The organism is Pseudomonas sp. B20, from assembly GCF_020515755.1.
Classification (GTDB): Bacteria; Pseudomonadota; Gammaproteobacteria; order Pseudomonadales; family Pseudomonadaceae; genus Aquipseudomonas; species Aquipseudomonas syringae.
This window is the reverse complement of record NZ_JAHPJG010000006.1, coordinates 50,930-67,592: the sequence shown is the minus strand read 5'-3', so window position 1 is coordinate 67,592 and position 16,663 is coordinate 50,930. Positions and strand designations below refer to the sequence as shown.

Below are 16,663 nucleotides of genomic sequence, written 5' to 3'. Positions count from 1 at the left end.
AGCGCCTCATGGAGGCGCTTTCGGGTGTTGCGGATTCAGCCGGGACAGGCTCGATCAGCTCGGGATCAACTGCAGGCTTCGGATTCGATATAGTCAGCTGTGGAGTCGCGAATCACCGGACCCATGCCACTCACGGCCTTTGCCTGCTCCATGATTTCCAGTGTGGAACCGGTGCCGACCAGGTTCACCGTATGGTTGGCGCAGTTATAGACCCGCTTGGAGTAGATCACCCCAAGCATGCCTTCACGCCGGGTGATCACCACGCGTTCCTTTGCGCTTCCGCTTTTTTCTACCAGTGCGTGATGACCGGACGGATCATGGGGGATGGATAGGGTTTTGCCTTCGGCATGCGCCGACAGGGCAGGGATCATTAAAGCCAGAAAACAGGCATGCAATTTCATCGGTGCTCCTGCGGATGAATGCGGGTTCGTTGGATCCAAAATTTACTACTGCAACGCGATTCTGGATAGCTGGGCGAGCTGCCTCTCGTCGGCTTGTTTTTAACGAATCACATCCTGCGCCAGGCCAAAAATCCCTTGAAACTGTTGCTCCGGCAACAGTGGTTCCACACCCTGGCGTGGCACGGACAGTTGACGCTGCACATCAGCCGTCGCAACGCCTTGATCTGTCTGTATTTTATCGAATGGCACGGTTGCTGCTCTATGGATCTGCAGGCCCTTGTGTTTAATGCGCTCGGGAAGCTTGCAGCCAGAGGAGTACCGACATGAGCCAATCGTCCATAAAATTTGCGTACTGGGTTCCGAACGTCAGCGGTGGGCTGGTCGTCAGCAAGATCGAACAGCGCACCAGCTGGACCATCGACTACAACCGCAAATTGGCGCAGATCGCCGAGCAGTCCGGCTTCGACTACGCGCTGACGCAAATCCGCTTTACCGCCGGCTATGGCGCCGAGTTCCAGCATGAATCCGTAGCTTTCAGCCACGCGCTGTTGGCTGCGACCGAAAAGCTCAAGGTCATCGCCGCGATATTGCCCGGTCCATGGACCCCGTCGGTAGCCGCTAAGCAACTGGCGACCATTGACCAGCTCACTGCCGGGCGCGTGGCAGTGAATATCGTCAGCGGCTGGTTCAAGGGCGAGTTTCAGGCCATCGGTGAGCCCTGGCTGGAGCATGACGAACGTTATCGGCGCTCCGAGGAGTTCATTCGCGCGCTCAAGGGAATCTGGACCACCGACAACTTCACCTTCAAGGGTGATTTCTATCGCTTTCACGATTACACCCTCAAGCCCAAGCCGATCCAGCGTCCTCACCCGGAGATCTTTCAGGGTGGCAGCTCGCGGGCCGCGCGTGACATGGCGGCGCGGGTGTCTGACTGGTATTTCACCAACGGCAATACCGTGGAAGGCATCAAGGCCCAGGTCGATGACATTCGTGCCAAGGCAGCCGCTAACGGGCATTCGGTGAAGATCGGCGTCAATGCCTTCATCATTGCCAGAGATACCGAAGAGGAGGCACGCGCCGTGCTGGCCGAAATCGTCGACAAGGCTGACCCGGAAGCCGTCAACGCCTTTGGTGACGCCGCGAAACAGGCCGGCCAGTCGAGTCCGGAAGGCGAGGGCAACTGGGCCAAATCCACCTTTCAGGATCTGGTGCAGTACAACGATGGTTTCAAGACCAACCTGATCGGCACACCCCGGCAGATTGCCGAGCGCATCGTCGAACTCAAGTCCGTTGGCGTAGACCTGGTCCTTTCCGCGTTCCTGCATTTCCAGGAAGAAGTCGCCTATTTCGGTCAGCACGTGTTGCCTCTGGTACGCGAGCTGGAAGCCGCTGCACAACGCAAGCCTGTCGCCGAGACGGCTTGACCCCAGGTCACTGCCGACAACCCGCCTTGCCCCTGTAAGCCGGTCGCGCTTACAGCCCGCCATAAAATCAGGCGCCACTGTGATCCAGTGTGCGCCTGCGTCCGTATGTTCAACCCCGATCAACCCATATACCGCTGTACGTGGCATTATGATGCCACTCACTGGCATGCTTTTATCGATGCCAGGCCTTCCAGGTATGGCCGAGCACTTGCCGACAATGGCAGTTGATAGCGAAAGGATTGTCGATGGCCCCTGAGCAATCAGGTCCGGTTTTCAGAAAAACCAGATGCACTGGTTCTCACCTGTTGTGGAGGCAAGTTTTGAAACGCGACCTTCGGCTTGCGTCATGGCTGATCTTCGTAGTGTGCGCCTGCGTGGTGATGTTGATGGCCTGGCAAGCATGGACCGCACGCCGCAACACCCTGGAAAACATCCAGACCAGCACGATCAATCTGGCTGGAGCGCTGAGTACCTACACGGATGGCATTTTCAAGCAAAGCGAGCTGATGCTGATCGGCCTGACGGAGCGTGTCGAAAAGGACGGCGCCGGGCCTGAACAGATCGAGCGTCTGAGGTGGGTGATTGCGCGTGAAATGGGCGCGTTGCCGCAGATCGATACCGTGTCGCTGTACAACGCTGACGGGATTTGCATCTTCTCGAGCAATCCCAAAGTCATAGGAATCAACAGCGGGCAGCGCCAGTTCTTTCAGCACCACCTGCAGGTGCCTGACAAAGCCCCTTACATCGGCCCGACGATTCGCAGCCGCGCCTCCGGCGAATGGGTCATATCGGTCAGCAGACGCATCAATAATCCCGATGCGAGTTTTGCCGGGCTGATGGTTGTGACCATCGGCGTCGATCATCTGTTGAAGTTCTATTCGGATATCAAGGTTGGTCGAACCGGCATTATCAGTCTGACGTCGACAGCCGGACAATTGCGGGTGCGCTATCCCCATCTGGAACAGGAAATCGGCCGCGACCTGTCATCGACGCCCATCTTCACCTCGGAACGCGGCCAAGTGTCCGGCACCGCTCAGTTCGTTTCCAGGATTGACGGTGTCCCGCGTTTTTATGCGTTCAAACGCAGTGATGTCTACCCGATCGTCACCGTGGTTGCGCTGGGTCAGAAAGAAGCCATGCTCGACTGGCTGGGCCAGACCAAGCAGTCCATTCTGGTCATGCTGGTGCTGCTCGGCCTGGTGATCGGGCTCGGCGTTCGTCTGATCGGGCATATTCACAGCCGCATACGTGCAGAAGACCAGTTGCTCGATTCCCAGGCAGCCTTGATCCGGTTGAACCAGCATCTGGAGTTGATCGCCTCTGAAGACAAACTCACCGGGCTGGCCAATCGCAGACGTTTCGATCAGTTTCTGGAAGTCGAATTCAAGCGCGCCAGACGCGAGCGCAGCCTGCTGTCGTTGATTCTGATCGATGCCGATCATTTCAAGCGCTACAACGATCATTACGGTCATCTGGCCGGTGACGAATGCCTGATTGCGCTGGCCCGAGTGGTGGAGCAGTTCATTCGTCGTCCCAGTGACGTCGCCGCCCGTTATGGCGGTGAAGAGATCGCGGTGGTGTTGCCTGGTACTGACGAGTCGAACGCTCGCCAGGTGGCCGAAAATATCCTGCGGGCGATCCGTGACGAGCAGATCGAACATCCTGCCAGCCCGTTTGGCATCGTGACGATCAGCCTCGGTGTCGCGACATTCGTCGGCACGGATCGGCAACTCGATGAGCGTAGCCTGATCGAGCTTGCCGACCGCGCGTTGTACGCCGCCAAGTCGCAAGGTCGCAATCGGGTGAATGTGGCTTCGGAAATCACGACCGGCACATTACCGGCCTGGACCCGCGTCAAGGCGTCTGCGGACGAGCAACCCGACACGGAGCCAAGGTCGGGCCAGCGGGATTGACACCCGCCGGCCGCCTTTTGCCTATCGCTTCTCAGGCAGTTGCTGATCGTCGGCAATGGGTTGCGCATGCGGTTTGCGGCGCAGCACGGACAGCAACCAGACGAAGAATATCGGCACCAGAACCACGCCCAGCAGCGTCGCGCTGAGCATACCGCCGATGACACCGGTACCGATGGCGCGCTGGCTCGCGGCGCCTGCGCCGGTGGCCAGGGTCAGCGGCACCACGCCAAGGATGAAGGCCAGCGAGGTCATGACAATCGGTCGAAAGCGCAGCCGCGCAGCCTGAAGTGCCGCGTCGCGCAGTGAATGGCCTTGATCCCACAGCTCCTTGGCGAACTCGACGATGAGAATCGCGTTTTTCGCCGCCAGCCCGATGATGGTGATCAGGCCGACTTTGAAATACACATCGTTGGGCATACCCACGGCTGTCACTGCCAGCACGGAACCCAACGCACCGACGGGTACGATCAGCATCACCACCAGCGGGATCGCCCAGCTCTCATACAGCGCGACCAGCAGCAGGAACACCACCAGCAGCGCCAGGCCGAACAGTCCGGCCGCCTGGCCGCTGGCGACTCTTTCCTGATAGGAGAGGCCGGTCCATTCGTAACCGATGCCTTGCGGCAGCCCGGAAACGATCCGTTCGATTTCAGCCATGGCCTCGCCGGTACTGACCCCCGGCGCTGCGTCGCCGGAAATCCTGAACGCGGGGTAGCCGTTGTAGCGGGCGATCTGCACCGGGCCTTGTTCCCAGTGTGTCGAAACGAAGGCACCTAACGGCACCAGCGTGCCGCTGCTGTTGGGCACGTAGAGTTTGAGCACGCTTTCCGGGGTCATTCGCGAACTCTGCTCGGCCTGCACGACCACGCGCTGTTGACGTCCGGCATTGGCGAAGTCGCTGATCACCGAGGAGCCGAAGGCGGTGGACAGGGCGTTGCTGATCGACTCGAAACTCACCCCAAGCGCCCGTGCTTTTTCGCGGTCGATGTTCAGGCGCAATTGCGGCGCTTCGGCCAGACCTTCCATCATCGCGTAGAGAATCTTCGGGTTGCCGTTGGCCTCGCCGAGCAGCTTGTCGCGCGCCGCCAGCAAGGTTTCACGGCCCAGGCTCGCACGGTCTTGCAGACGCAGCGAGAAGCCGCCCGAGGTGCCCAGGCCGTCGATGGGCGGTGGCGTCACTGCCATCACCGTGCCGTCGCCGAGCCCGGCAAAATGCTGGTTGAACGCCGCCGCTTCTTCAGCCGCCGACTGGCCCTTGCCGCGTTCCGACCAGTCCTTCAGGGTCGGGAACGCAAGACCCGCGTTTTCACCCATGCCCGAGAAGCTGAACCCCAGCAGCATGGTCACCGCACCCGTGGCTTCGCGGGACAGCATGTAGTTCTCGAGCAATTGTGCGGTGAGGTCGGTACGCGAACGGGTGGCACCGGGAGGCAGTTGCACGTCGATGATCAGATAGCCCTGGTCTTCCACGGGCACAAAGGACTCCGGCAGGCGCAGGTAGAAAAAGCCCAGCAGACCGACGATACCCAGGTACAGCAGCATGTAGCGGCCGGCGCGCTTGATCATGCTCGAGCTGACCCGCTCGTAACGGTCGGTGAACGTGCCGAACAGGCGATTGAAACCACCGAAGAAACCGCGCTTTTCATGGTGCCCGGCCGGGATCGGCTTGAGCAGCGTGGCACACAGCGCCGGGGTGAACGTCAGGGCCAAAAAGCCCGAAAACAGAATCGACACGGCCAGCGACAGCGAGAACTGCTGGTAGATGACCCCGACCGAGCCGCCCATGAAGGCCAGTGGCAGAAACACGGCGGCCAGGACCAGCGTGATGCCAAAAATCGCCCCGGAAACCTGCTGCATCGCCTTGACCGTGGCGGCGGAGGGAGAGAGGCCTTCTTCAGCCATGATCCGCTCGACGTTTTCCACCACCACAATGGCGTCGTCGACCAGAATACCGATGGCCAGCACCATGCCGAACATGGTCATCATGTTCACCGAGAAGCCCATCAGGTACATGATCGCCAGTGTCCCTGCCAGGCACACCGGGACCACGATGGTCGGGATCAGCGTGTAACGGATGTTCTGCAGAAACAGGAACATCACCAGAAACACCAGCACCATGGCTTCGATGAGGGTGTAGATGACCTTGTCGATGGCCACGTCGACGAAGCGCGAGGTGTCGTACGGTATCGAAAACCCGACGCCTTCCGGGAAATTGACCGACAGCTCGGTGAGCCGCTGCTCGACGGCTCTGGCCGTCTGGATCGCGTTGGCACCCGGCGACAGCTGAACGGCACCGGCGACGGCCCGTTGCCCGTTCAGGCGTGATTCGAAGCTGTAATCCTGGCTGCCGACCGCTACACGCGCCACATCGGACAAATGCACCGCAGAGCCGTCTTCATTGGCACGCAGAACGATGCGCCCGAACTCTTCCGGGTTGTCCAAAGTGCCCTTGACCGCCAGGGTGGCGGTCAACTCCTGCAGTGACGAGGCCGGGCTGCTGCCGAAGCTGCCTGCCGGCACCTGCACGTTCTGCGCCCGGATGGCGGCATTCACGTCGTCGATGGACAAGCCGAAACCCACCAGCTTCTGCGGATCGATCCATACCCGCATCGCGGCTTCGGCAGCGAAGAATTGCAGCCTGCCGACACCGTTCACCCGGCTGATTTCGTTATTGACGTTGCGTGCCGCGTAGTCGGCCAGCGCGACGGTATCCTTGTTGGCCGCGCCGTCCTTGTAGTTCAGGGTGTAGATCAACAGAAAACCGGAGCTGGCCTGTTCGACCTGCAGGCCCTGGCTGAGAACCGTTTGCGGCAAGCGAGCTTCGGCTTTCTTGATACGGTTCTGCACCTCGACCTGAGCCAGGTCCGGGTTGGTGCCCGGCACGAACGTCACGTTGATTTCCGCGCTGCCGGTCGAGTTGCTGGTCGACTCGTAATACAGCATCCCTTTGGCACCGTTGAGCTCGTCCTCGATAACGCTGGTCACCGAATCGACCAGCACCTTCGCGGATGCGCCGGGGTAGGTGGCGGTGATGGTGATCTGCGGTGGCGCCACGTCCGGGTACTGCGCCACAGGCAGGGACGGCAGAGCCATCAGCCCGGCGAGCAGGATGAACAGGGCAAGTACCCAGGCGAAGTTGGGGCGCTTGATAAAGAAGAGAGACATGGACAGTGATCCTCGGTCGCGCTGAAGGCGGCTTTATTGCGCCTTGGCCTGCGGTTGGGCGGATGGCGATTTGCGGGCGACCTTGTCACCGGCGCTGAGCCCGGTCATGTTGCCGACAATGACCTGTTCGCCTGCCTTCAGGCCTTCGGTGATCTGCCAGCGCGAATCCTGCATCGCCCCGGTTTTGACCGGACGCGCTTCGACCGTGCCGTCCTGGGCAATCACCAGCACGCGGGCTGCACCGTCGCCGGAGCGCTGAACGGCGCGCTGCGGGACAAGAATGGCGTTGCTGTCGACGCGCTGCGGTGTGCGCACCCGTACGTACATGCCGGGCAGCAGCACGCCCTTGGGATTGGCAAAGCGGGCACGCAACGACACCTGGCCGGTAGTCCGGTCTACTGCGACATCGGTAAACAGCAGGGTGCCGGTGCTCGTGTAATCGGTGCCGTCGACACTCAGTGACAACGCGTCTTCGCCGCCCTTGGGCAAGCGGCCTTCCTGTATCGCGGCGCGCATCTGCAAGGCCTCGGCAGCCGGCTGGGTAAAGTCGGCGTAGACCGGGTCGAGTTGTTGAATGGTTGCCAGCAGCGTGGTTTCGCCCTGACCGACCAGCGCGCCCTCGGTGACCATGGCGCGGCCGATGCGGCCTGAAATCGGCGCTTTGACGGTGGCATAGCCCAGGTTCAGCCTGGCTGTTTCGACATCAGCCTGAGCCGATTTTTTAGCGGCGATTGCGTTTTGCAGTGCAGAGCGGGCGGTATCGAAAGTCTGGCGGCTGACCGCTTCTATTTCGACCAGCGACTCGTAACGTTTGACCGTGGCCTGAGTCTCGAACAGCGTGGCTTGCGTGCGGGCCAGATCTCCCTGCGCCTTGGACAGCGCGGCCTTGAAAGGCGCCGGATCGATCTGGAACAGCACTGCGCCGGCTTTCACATCGGCGCCTTCCTCGAAGTTGCGGCTCAGCACGATGCCGGCCACCCGCGCGCGAACCTGCGCCACACGCACCGGTTCGATGCGGCCGGGCAATTCGTCAACGAGCGTGAACGATTCGGCGTTGACGGTAATGGCTTCCACCTCTTTGGGCGCTTTCGGTGCAGCATGATCCTGCTGCTGTTTCTGCTCGCACCCGGCCAGACCCAACGCTGCCAGCAGGGCTACTGCAGGCATGACACGCCAATCGCTGAAACTACTCATCATTCACCCGGCCGCAGCCATCAGATGCTAAAGCCGCGAATGATCTACTTTGTACGAAAGTGAGTCAATATTGACTCACTTGAGACTTTAGTGACTAATTGTGTATAGGCTTTGAGAACGCATCAAGGTTTCTGCACAATGCGCCGCCCGCCACTTATACGAGTTGAAGACGTACCCAATGGAATTACCTGCTGACGACAAATTTCTAAAGGCCCTGGCCGTTGCGCTGGTCGACCACTCCAACGGTACGCTCAAGGATATTGCTCAGGCCGCTGGTGTCAGCAAGGCGACGCTCAACCGCTTCTGCGGTACCCGCGCCAACCTCGTGGAATTGCTGCTTAATCACGCCTCTGACCTGATGAACCAGATGGTCGCCGATGCGGATCTGCAGAGTGCTCCGCCGCTGGAAGCGCTTCAACGGCTGGTCGACAACCACCTGATGCACCGCGAAATGCTGGTCTTTCTGGTATTTCAGTGGCGCCCGGATTCGCTCGATGAAAGCAGCGGGGGGCGCCGCTGGTTGCCTTACTCCGATGCCCTGGATGCATTTTTCCTGCGTGGTCAGCGTGAAGGCCTGTTCCGGATCGACGTCGGTGCCGCCGTCCTTACCGAAATGTTCGCAGCGCTGCTCTCCGGGATGGTCGACGCCGAACGCCGCGGCCGTGTGGCGCGCGTCGGCATGGGCGCGTTGGTGACCCAGTTCTTCCTGCACGGGGCGGCGGCACGATAAGCAGGCCTGCGCTGTTTTGTCGCACGACGTATGGCAGCCCATGAGCGCGACGTTTGCGCGTCTGCTCATGCCTTGATACAGGATTGGCGGTATTCCCCATTGCCCTTGAGTGGTAAATTCGCCGCCTTTGAATTTGTCTGAACCCACGCGCCTTATCCTCAGGGGACGCAAGACATGACGCAACATCTGACACGCCGCGAGGTGGTCACTGGCCTCTCATTGCTGAGCCTTGGCCTGTTGACCGGCTGCGGCAGCTCCAATGCGTTGCCGTTCAAGCACGGCAAGGACATGAGCAACGAGATTGTCGGCCGCAACTTCCGGCTCAAGGACTCGCAGGGCAACGTCAAGACCCTGTCCAGCTTTCGCGGGCTGATGCCGATGATCTTCTTCGGTTTCACCCAGTGCCCGGCCATCTGCCCCACGGCGCTGGCGCGGGCTGCGCAAATCAGGAAGCTGATGGGCGAGGAGGGCAAGACGCTGCAGGTGGTGTTCATTACCCTGGACCCGGAGCGCGACACGCCCGAAGTGATCGACGCCTATGTGAAGGCCTTCGATCCGACCTTCGTCGCACTGTCCGGCACGCTTGAAGAAACGGCGGCAACGGCGAAGGAGTTCGGCGTATTCTTCGAGAAGGTCCCACTGGGTGACACCTACACGATCTCGCACACCGCGACCAGTTACGTCTACGACACCCGCGGTGTATTGCGCCTGGGGTTGTCGCACAGGCTGTCCGCCCAACAATGCACCGAAGATCTGCTCACTTTGATGGAAGTATGCTGATGACCGTTCTGATTCGTAACGTCGCAAAACCGCTGTTGCTGACCCTTTCGCTGTTGGTCCTGAGCGCTCAGGTCCTGGCCGAAACACACGTCGATGACGCCTGGGTGCGTGCCACCGTGCCGGGCCAGTCAGCCACTGGCGCGTTCATGCGCATCACTGCGGACACCGACAGCAAGCTGGTCGACGTCGCTTCACCCGTTGCGAAAACCGTGCAGATCCATGAGATGAGCATGAAAGGCGATGTGATGAGCATGCAGCGCGTCAACTCGGTCGACCTGCCGGCCGGCAAACCGGTGATGCTCGATTCCGACGGCTACCACGTGATGTTCATGGGCCTGGCTGCCCAGGTCAAAGAAGGCGATCAGGTGCCTCTGACCCTGACCGTAGAAGACGCCAAGGGCGCGAAGCAATCGATCCAGGTCACCGCCGTCGCCAAGTCACTGACCAGCGACGAGCACAGCAGCCACGGCGATCACAGCGGCCATTGAGGCTTGCAGCATCGGACGCGGGGCACTCATCGTTATAAACCGGTCTTGGGGGAGCGAGCTTGCTCGCGAAGAGGCCGGCACAGCCCCCCAGCAAACAGGGTGCTCGATGCATCGGCAAGAGAGTGATCTACATGACGCCTATCGTTCCTCACGCTCCAGCGTGGGAATGCCTTTCGTGACGCTCCGCGTCAAAACTCTGTGCCTCACTGCACGTTCAAAAGCGAACGCGGAACGTCCGCCTCCTATATGCATTTAAGATCTAACCGACGAACCAAATATTCTTTTCAGGAACAAGCCTCTTTCGGCGATGATTGCCTCGCCACATCAACTTTGGAAAGGTGACTGATACCAACAGAACCTGGATTTTTATCATGAAAATGCAGGAGTGTATCAATGGGCAATGTCCAGACCGCAGCCAGTGCACATGACGTGCCTTGGCGCCAGACGCCGAGTGGCGACCTGGTCGATCTTGGGCGTCCTTTCCGTGCGCCACTGGCGTTATCGCGGTTGCAAAGCACCCCCAAGCCGATTCTCGGACGGCGCGAAGCAATTTTGCTCGGTGCGCTGGCGCTGGTGTTCCATGGCGCGATCATTTACTGGCTGAGCCAGAACCCGACGCCGGCGTTGCCGGTTGTGCCACCTGAAATCCCGCCGATGACCATCGAGTTTTCCCAGCCTGCGCCACCGGTTGTGGAAACACCGCCGCCACCGCCCGAGCCTGTCGTGCAACCGGTGGTCGAGCCGCCACCTCCTGTCGAGGACGAACTGGCCGTCAAGCCGCCACCGCCCAAACCGATTCCCAAACCCAAGCCAAAGCCGCCCAAGCCGGTGGTCAAGCCGGTCGTGAAACCCGTGGCCAAACCGGTTGAACAGCCATCCACACCTCCCTTGCCGGCAGCTCCTGTCGCCGCGCCTGCGCCACCCGCGCCGCCCGCGCCGCCCACACCAAAGCCAGTGACTCCGGCATCGGCCAGCGCGGGCTACCTGCGCAACCCGGCCCCGGAATACCCATCGCTGGCCATGCGTCGCGGCTGGCAAGGCACTGTGCTGTTGCGCGTGCATGTATTGGCCAGCGGCAAGCCCGGCGAGATTCAGATACAGAAGAGCAGTGGCCGCGACCAGCTCGACGACGCCGCACTGGCGGCGGTGAAACGCTGGAGTTTCGTTCCGGCCAGGCAGGGCGATGTAGCCCAGGATGGCTGGGTCAGCGTGCCCATTGATTTCAAGATCAAATGAGGCTTCAAGATCAAAACGTTTCACGATCAAACCCGGCTATTCGATTGACCTGGCGAGCTACCTGAACCAAAGGCGCATCGCGACACACTCCATGCCTTGTTCAGACTTTGTTCAGAGAGAGCTGCGCCATGAATCTACTTGCTTCGCCTTTTGAATCCATCGAACACGCGGTCATCTGGCTGCTGGTGCTTTTTTCCGTCGCGACCTGGGGCCTGGCTCTGCTCAAGGGCGTGCAGTTTTCGCGCCTGAAGTCTCAGGATCGCAAGTTCCACAAGCGGTTCTGGGCGGCATCGAGCCTGGATTCAGCCGCGCAACTGGCCCAGGAGCAACCGGGCGCTGCCGCTCGGGTCGCCCTCGCCGGTTACGCCGCCATTCAGGTGCCGGATGGCGCGCAGGCCAATGACCTCAGTCAGTCCATCAACCATCAGGACCGCCTTGAGCGCGCACTGCGTCAGCAGATCGTTCGCGAGCGCCGTTCACTGGAAACCGGTCTGGCCATCCTCGCCAGCATCGGCAGCACTTCGCCTTTCATCGGTCTGTTCGGCACGGTCTGGGGCATCATGTCAGCCCTCAAGGGCATCAGTGCGGCCGGCTCCGCGAGCCTGGAAACGGTGGCCGGGCCGATCGGCGCGGCGCTGGTGGCAACCGGTGTCGGCATTGCCGTCGCAGTGCCCGCAGTGCTGGTTTACAACTACTTTCTGCGACGCCTGAAGCTGACCGCTGCCGATCTGGATGACTTTGCCCATGACTTCTACAGCCTGGCGCAGAAGAGCGCCTTCCGTGTGCTGCTGCATCCGGTATTGAAGTCCGGCACTGCGGGCGCCCACGCCGGGCAGAACGTGAAGGAGGCCTCCTGAGATGGCTTTTTCCACGCAAGACACCGATGAAGTGCTGAGCGAGATCAACGTCACGCCGCTGGTAGACGTGATGCTGGTGCTGCTGGTGGTGTTCATCGTCACCGCGCCGCTATTGACGAACTCGATTCCGATCAACCTGCCCAAGACCGAGTCGGTCGCGCCGGTGGAGCAGAAAGACCCACTGGTGGTGAGCATCGACGGGCAGGGCAAGCTGTTCATCAACAAGGACGAAATCCAGCCGGGCTTGCTGGAAAGCAGCCTGGAGGCGGCCAGGGACAAGACCCCTGACGTGCGCGTGCAATTGCAGGCGGACAATGGCGTCAACTACGGAGAAGTCGCGCGCGCCATGGCTTCCATCGAACGTGCCGGGATTACCAAATTGTCCGTGATCACTGCCAAGTAGCAGATTTATACCACCTACAGCTTCAACGGTTTTGGGCCGCATCCTCAGGCAGGTGCGGCCTTTTTTTGTCTGCATCGCAGGCATTTTTCAGTACGGACACAAATGCAGATGCTTATTCGTTATTGGTATTTAAATATTTAAATCAATGTCATTAAGCTATATCGCATCGGGCTACCGGAACATCAATCAGACACCGTAATGATCGCCACCGTCCGCCGCACGGATCGCTCGTTGTAACCAGAACAAAGTTTCTGGATCAGGGATTTTCAAGGGGTAGTGGTATGGGGAATTTCAAACACAGTGTATTGGCCTCGGCGATTTTTTCAGCCAATTTGCTGAGCGTCACGGGCATCAGTGCAAGTGCATTCGGCGCAGAAGCGACAGATGAACAAGCTAATCAGAGCGCGTCCACTCTGGGTACAGTGATCGTCACCGGCACCCGTGCGCAGGAGCGTACCGCCAGCGCCTCGTTGTCGCCTGTCGATGTGATCTCCGGTGACAGCCTGCGCAGATCCGGCTCCAGCGAGTTGGGCGCCGTGCTGGCTCGTCTGATTCCTTCGATCAATTTCCCCCGGCCGAGCCTGGTGGACGGTGCGGAGCTGACGCGTCCGGCGCGGTTGCGCGGCCTGTCGCCGGATCAAGTGCTGGTGCTGGTCAATGGCAAGCGCCGCCACACATCTGCTTTCGTCAACCTGGGCGGGGCGGTCGGACGCGGTTCGGCACCTGCCGACCTGAATGCCATTCCGCTGTCGGCCATCGACCATATCGAAGTCCTGCGCGACGGTGCGTCAGCACGTTATGGGTCCGATGCCATCGCCGGGGTGATCAACATCATTCTCAAGAGCGCCGACCATGGCGGGTCGATTTCCAGCCAGTACGGCCAATACAAGAAGGGCGACGGAATTCAGCGCCAAGTATCGGGCAATACCGGTTTTGCCTTGGGCGACAATGGCACGTTCAACCTCTCAGGTGAGGGTGCCAACAATGACTACACCAACCGTGCCGGTGACGACTTGCGAGCGTCCAGTGTCGGGTCCACCACTTACGGTCAGCAGGTGTTTCGCCAGGGCGAGCCACAGACGCACGAGGGCAAGCTGCAGTACAACGCCGAATACAGCTTCAGCGATGCGGCGGAGTTCTACAGCTTTGGCGGCTACAGCAAACGGCGTGGCGAAACCGCCGCGTTCTATCGGCCGAGCAATGCTTCAAATAACATTGCGGCGATTTATCCCAACGGCTATCTGCCGCTGATCAACGGCACGCTCGAAGACACCTCGCTGGTCGCTGGCCTGCGCGGAGAACTGGCGTATGACTGGCACTACGACGTGTCCGCCAACTATGGCAAAAACTCTTATGAGCTGCGCACCAAAACCATCAACACCTCATTGGGACTGAACACGCCGCGCTCGTTTTACAACGGCACGCTGACCAATGATCAGAAGCAACTGAGCCTCGACCTGTCCAGAGAGTTCAATGCAGCGTGGCTGCCTTATCCTGTATCGGTTGCGTTTGGCGCGGAATACCTGCGGCAGGGCTATCAGATCGAGGCAGGGCAGCCAGAGTCGTATTTCCAGACAGGCAGTTCCGGGCTGGGCGGTTTCCGCGCGGCGGATGCAGGCAGTTACTCGCGACACAACTTCGCACAGTACCTGGACCTGGAAACCAATCTGACCGAAAAGCTCGGTGTGTCGGCTGCCGTCCGCCACGAGGACTACAGCGATTTCGGTTCCAATGTCAGCGGCTCGCTTTCGGCGCGCTACGATTTCACTCCGCAGGTGGCCTTGCGAGGCAGCGTATCGACAGGTTTCCGCGCGCCTTCACTGGCGCAACAGAACTTTACCTTCACGTCGTCGCAGCTGATTGGCAACACCATCCAGGAAGCGGGCACGTTTCCGGCCGGCAGTAACGTTGCACAACTGTTGGGTGCCGAAGACCTCAAACCGGAAAAGTCCCGCAACTACAGCCTTGGCCTGGTACTCCAGCCGCTGGACAGCCTGACCGTGACTGCCGACGTCTATCGCATCGACATTCAGGACCGTATCTCGCTGTCCTCCAATCTGGTGCTCAATAACACCGCCATCAATTACCTGCGCAGCAATGGCGTAGGTGATATCAACTACACCAGTGCCCGTTATTTCACCAACGCCACGGACACCAGCACCGATGGCGTCGATCTGGTCGCCAATTACCGCTACCAGTTCGACAACGGCGTGCGCTGGAACAGCACGGTGGGTTACAACTACAACCACACCAAAGTCACCGACGTTAAGGCCAACCCGGCGATTCTCGATCAGTTGGGGGTGAACCTGGTGCGGGTAGACCGCAGGGAACGCATCGGTTTGCTGGGCGACACCACGCCGCAACACAAACTGACACTGGGCAATGACCTGACGTTCGGCAATTGGGCTCTGCACTCCAACCTAGTCCGCTACGGCGAGTTCACCAGCTATCAGGCCGACAAGGTCAACGACCAGACCTTCAGCGCCGCCTGGCTGCTGGACCTGGCGGTCGACTACAAACTCAAGAGCTGGGTCTTCACTCTGGGCGGCGACAACGTCACCGACAAATACCCGGAAAAGCTCAACGACTTCTCCTCCAGCGGCGGCAACCTGGCCTACAGCACATTCTCGCCCTACGGGTACAGCGGCGCTTATTACTACGGCAAGGTGACGTATAACTGGTAGCGCGATTTGCCGCTGACTGTCGTGCCACTGCGTTGCGTTTGCATATAGCTCGTGACGCTGCAACATGACGCTATGCCTTGCTCCTGGGCACTGCATATAAACGAAAGCGCTTTTTTGGCGCGATGGCACTTACGACGCAAATTGTGACGTAAGTGACGGCCGAGGGGCTAAAAGGTGACCTGAGTCGAACCCCAATCTACCTGACATCAAAAAACCGCTGTGTGACGCGGAGCGTCGGCCGCTGTGAAGCGACTGATACGGAGCAGGAATCTTGCGATATTGGACATGCGATGATCTATAGGGGTTTGCCAATTCTGGAGCATATCGCTATATAAAAAGTTATTTAAATAGCCTTTAGAAATAATCATAGACCTTCGTGGACATGTGCAAAGCCGGTAGCAGGACAGATTTTAATATTCTAATTTTTTATAATTAGCTTAGAAGTAAATGTGATTTTTAATTGAATCCCCATGCGCCTAGTCTTGCTGATCAGTCAGCAGTCATCCAGGAGCAATACCATGAGCAACGTCAGCGCTTTGCCAGTCCAGTCAGGTACGACGCCGTCGGGTAGCAGCAGCGTGCGCGACAGAGTGTCGCCGGAAGAATGGGAAGTCCGGGTCAAGCTGGCGGCGGCCTATCGGCTGGCGGCGCTCAAGCGTTGGACCGATCATATCTATACGCATTTCTCGGCACGCGTGCCGGGCCCGGACGAGCACTTTCTGATCAACGCGTTCGGGCTGTTGTTCGATGAAATCACCGCGTCCAATCTGGTCAAGGTCGATATTGACGGCACGATCGTCGATGACCCCACCGGGCTCGGTATCAACTACGCCGGTTACGTGATCCACAGCGCCATTCATGCTGCGCGCCACGACCTGCAGGTGGTGCTGCACACCCACACCCGTGACGGTATCGCCGTGTCGGCGCAAAAGGACGGCCTGCTACCCATCTCCCAGCACTCGATTGCCTTCTCCGGCCGGGTGGCTTATCACGGCTATGAAGGCATTGCGCTGGACTTGAGTGAACGCGAACGGCTGGTCGCCGACCTGGGTGACAAGAGCGTGATGATCCTGCGCAACCACGGGTTGCTGACCGGCGGGGTGAGTGTCGAGCATGCGTTTCAGCAGCTTCATGCCCTCGAGTACGCCTGCAATATTCAGATTGCAGCACAGTCGGCGGGTAACGCCGAACTGGTGTTCCCGCCGCGCGAGGTGATTGCCAAGGTGGAGCAGCAGGCAAAGGCCATCAAGGACGGCCATGCGCCGGGTGTCGCACGGCACTGGAATGCCCTGATTCGCGAGCTGGAGCGTAACGACACCGACTACAAGACCTGAGCCTGCAACGCAGTGATGCGAGGCGCTTGAGGTTGGTGTAGTGTGCGCAGCCAA

At 59.8% G+C, this 16,663-nt stretch carries 14 protein-coding genes; 10 read left to right on the top strand and 4 right to left on the bottom strand.

The annotated features are described in order from the left end of the window. Nucleotides 1-65: 65 nt before the first annotated feature. Nucleotides 66-401 (bottom strand): hypothetical protein, encoded by a 336-nt coding sequence (locus tag LIX91_RS08295; protein ID WP_004410841.1) that lies wholly within the window; start codon nucleotides 399-401, stop codon nucleotides 66-68. Nucleotides 402-500: 99 nt separating this feature from the next. Continuing rightward, nucleotides 501-650, bottom strand: coding sequence for a hypothetical protein (locus tag LIX91_RS08290; protein WP_180301193.1), 150 nt, complete (start codon nucleotides 648-650; stop codon nucleotides 501-503). 74 nt (nucleotides 651-724) lie between these two features. On the opposite strand from LIX91_RS08290, the gene sfnG reads away from it, so the two are divergent. Next, on the top strand, nucleotides 725-1,825 hold the full coding sequence (gene sfnG / locus LIX91_RS08285) for a dimethylsulfone monooxygenase SfnG (protein WP_046235759.1): 1,101 nt from the start codon (nucleotides 725-727) through the stop codon (nucleotides 1,823-1,825). A gap of 320 nt (nucleotides 1,826-2,145) precedes the next feature. After that, on the top strand, nucleotides 2,146-3,738 hold the full coding sequence (locus LIX91_RS08280) for a sensor domain-containing diguanylate cyclase (RefSeq protein WP_004410843.1): 1,593 nt from the start codon (nucleotides 2,146-2,148) through the stop codon (nucleotides 3,736-3,738). Nucleotides 3,739-3,759: 21 nt separating this feature from the next. Here the strand turns inward: LIX91_RS08280 and LIX91_RS08275 are convergent, their stop codons facing one another. After that, nucleotides 3,760-6,903, bottom strand: a complete 3,144-nt coding sequence (locus LIX91_RS08275; protein WP_226488323.1) for an efflux RND transporter permease subunit — start codon at nucleotides 6,901-6,903, stop codon at nucleotides 3,760-3,762. 33 nt (nucleotides 6,904-6,936) lie between these two features. Beyond that, nucleotides 6,937-8,097 carry an efflux RND transporter periplasmic adaptor subunit gene (locus tag LIX91_RS08270; protein ID WP_226488322.1) on the bottom strand — a complete coding sequence of 387 codons (1,161 nt, stop codon included), beginning with the start codon at nucleotides 8,095-8,097 and terminating at the stop codon, nucleotides 6,937-6,939. A gap of 178 nt (nucleotides 8,098-8,275) precedes the next feature. Here LIX91_RS08270 and LIX91_RS08265 point away from each other — a divergent pair, with 178 nt between their 5' ends. From LIX91_RS08265 to LIX91_RS08230, 8 genes are all read left to right on the top strand, one after another. Then, nucleotides 8,276-8,827 carry a TetR/AcrR family transcriptional regulator gene (locus LIX91_RS08265; protein ID WP_004410847.1) on the top strand — a complete coding sequence of 184 codons (552 nt, stop codon included), beginning with the start codon at nucleotides 8,276-8,278 and terminating at the stop codon, nucleotides 8,825-8,827. Between the two features lie 174 nt (nucleotides 8,828-9,001). After that, entirely contained in the window at nucleotides 9,002-9,607 is a 606-nt protein-coding gene (locus LIX91_RS08260) for an SCO family protein (protein ID WP_003367246.1), read from the top strand. Beyond that, entirely contained in the window at nucleotides 9,601-10,095 is a 495-nt protein-coding gene (locus LIX91_RS08255; RefSeq protein ID WP_226488321.1) for a copper chaperone PCu(A)C, read from the top strand. The genes LIX91_RS08260 and LIX91_RS08255 overlap by 7 nt, the downstream gene beginning before the upstream one ends. Before the next feature lie 393 nt (nucleotides 10,096-10,488). Further along, a complete protein-coding gene (locus LIX91_RS08250) occupies nucleotides 10,489-11,331 on the top strand; it encodes an energy transducer TonB (RefSeq protein WP_226488320.1) in 843 nt (280 codons plus the stop codon). Nucleotides 11,332-11,459: 128 nt separating this feature from the next. Further along, nucleotides 11,460-12,188: a MotA/TolQ/ExbB proton channel family protein gene (locus tag LIX91_RS08245; protein ID WP_024663870.1), complete on the top strand. Its 729-nt coding sequence runs from the start codon at nucleotides 11,460-11,462 to the stop codon at nucleotides 12,186-12,188. Nucleotide 12,189: 1 nt separating this feature from the next. After that, nucleotides 12,190-12,591, top strand: a complete 402-nt coding sequence (locus LIX91_RS08240) for an ExbD/TolR family protein (RefSeq protein ID WP_226488319.1) — start codon at nucleotides 12,190-12,192, stop codon at nucleotides 12,589-12,591. 281 nt (nucleotides 12,592-12,872) lie between these two features. Further along, a complete protein-coding gene (locus LIX91_RS08235) occupies nucleotides 12,873-15,275 on the top strand; it encodes a TonB-dependent receptor plug domain-containing protein (protein ID WP_226488318.1) in 2,403 nt (800 codons plus the stop codon). A 518-nt stretch (nucleotides 15,276-15,793) separates the two neighbouring features. Next, nucleotides 15,794-16,609, top strand: coding sequence for a class II aldolase/adducin family protein (locus LIX91_RS08230; protein WP_226488317.1), 816 nt, complete (start codon nucleotides 15,794-15,796; stop codon nucleotides 16,607-16,609). Nucleotides 16,610-16,663: the final 54 nt, after the last annotated feature.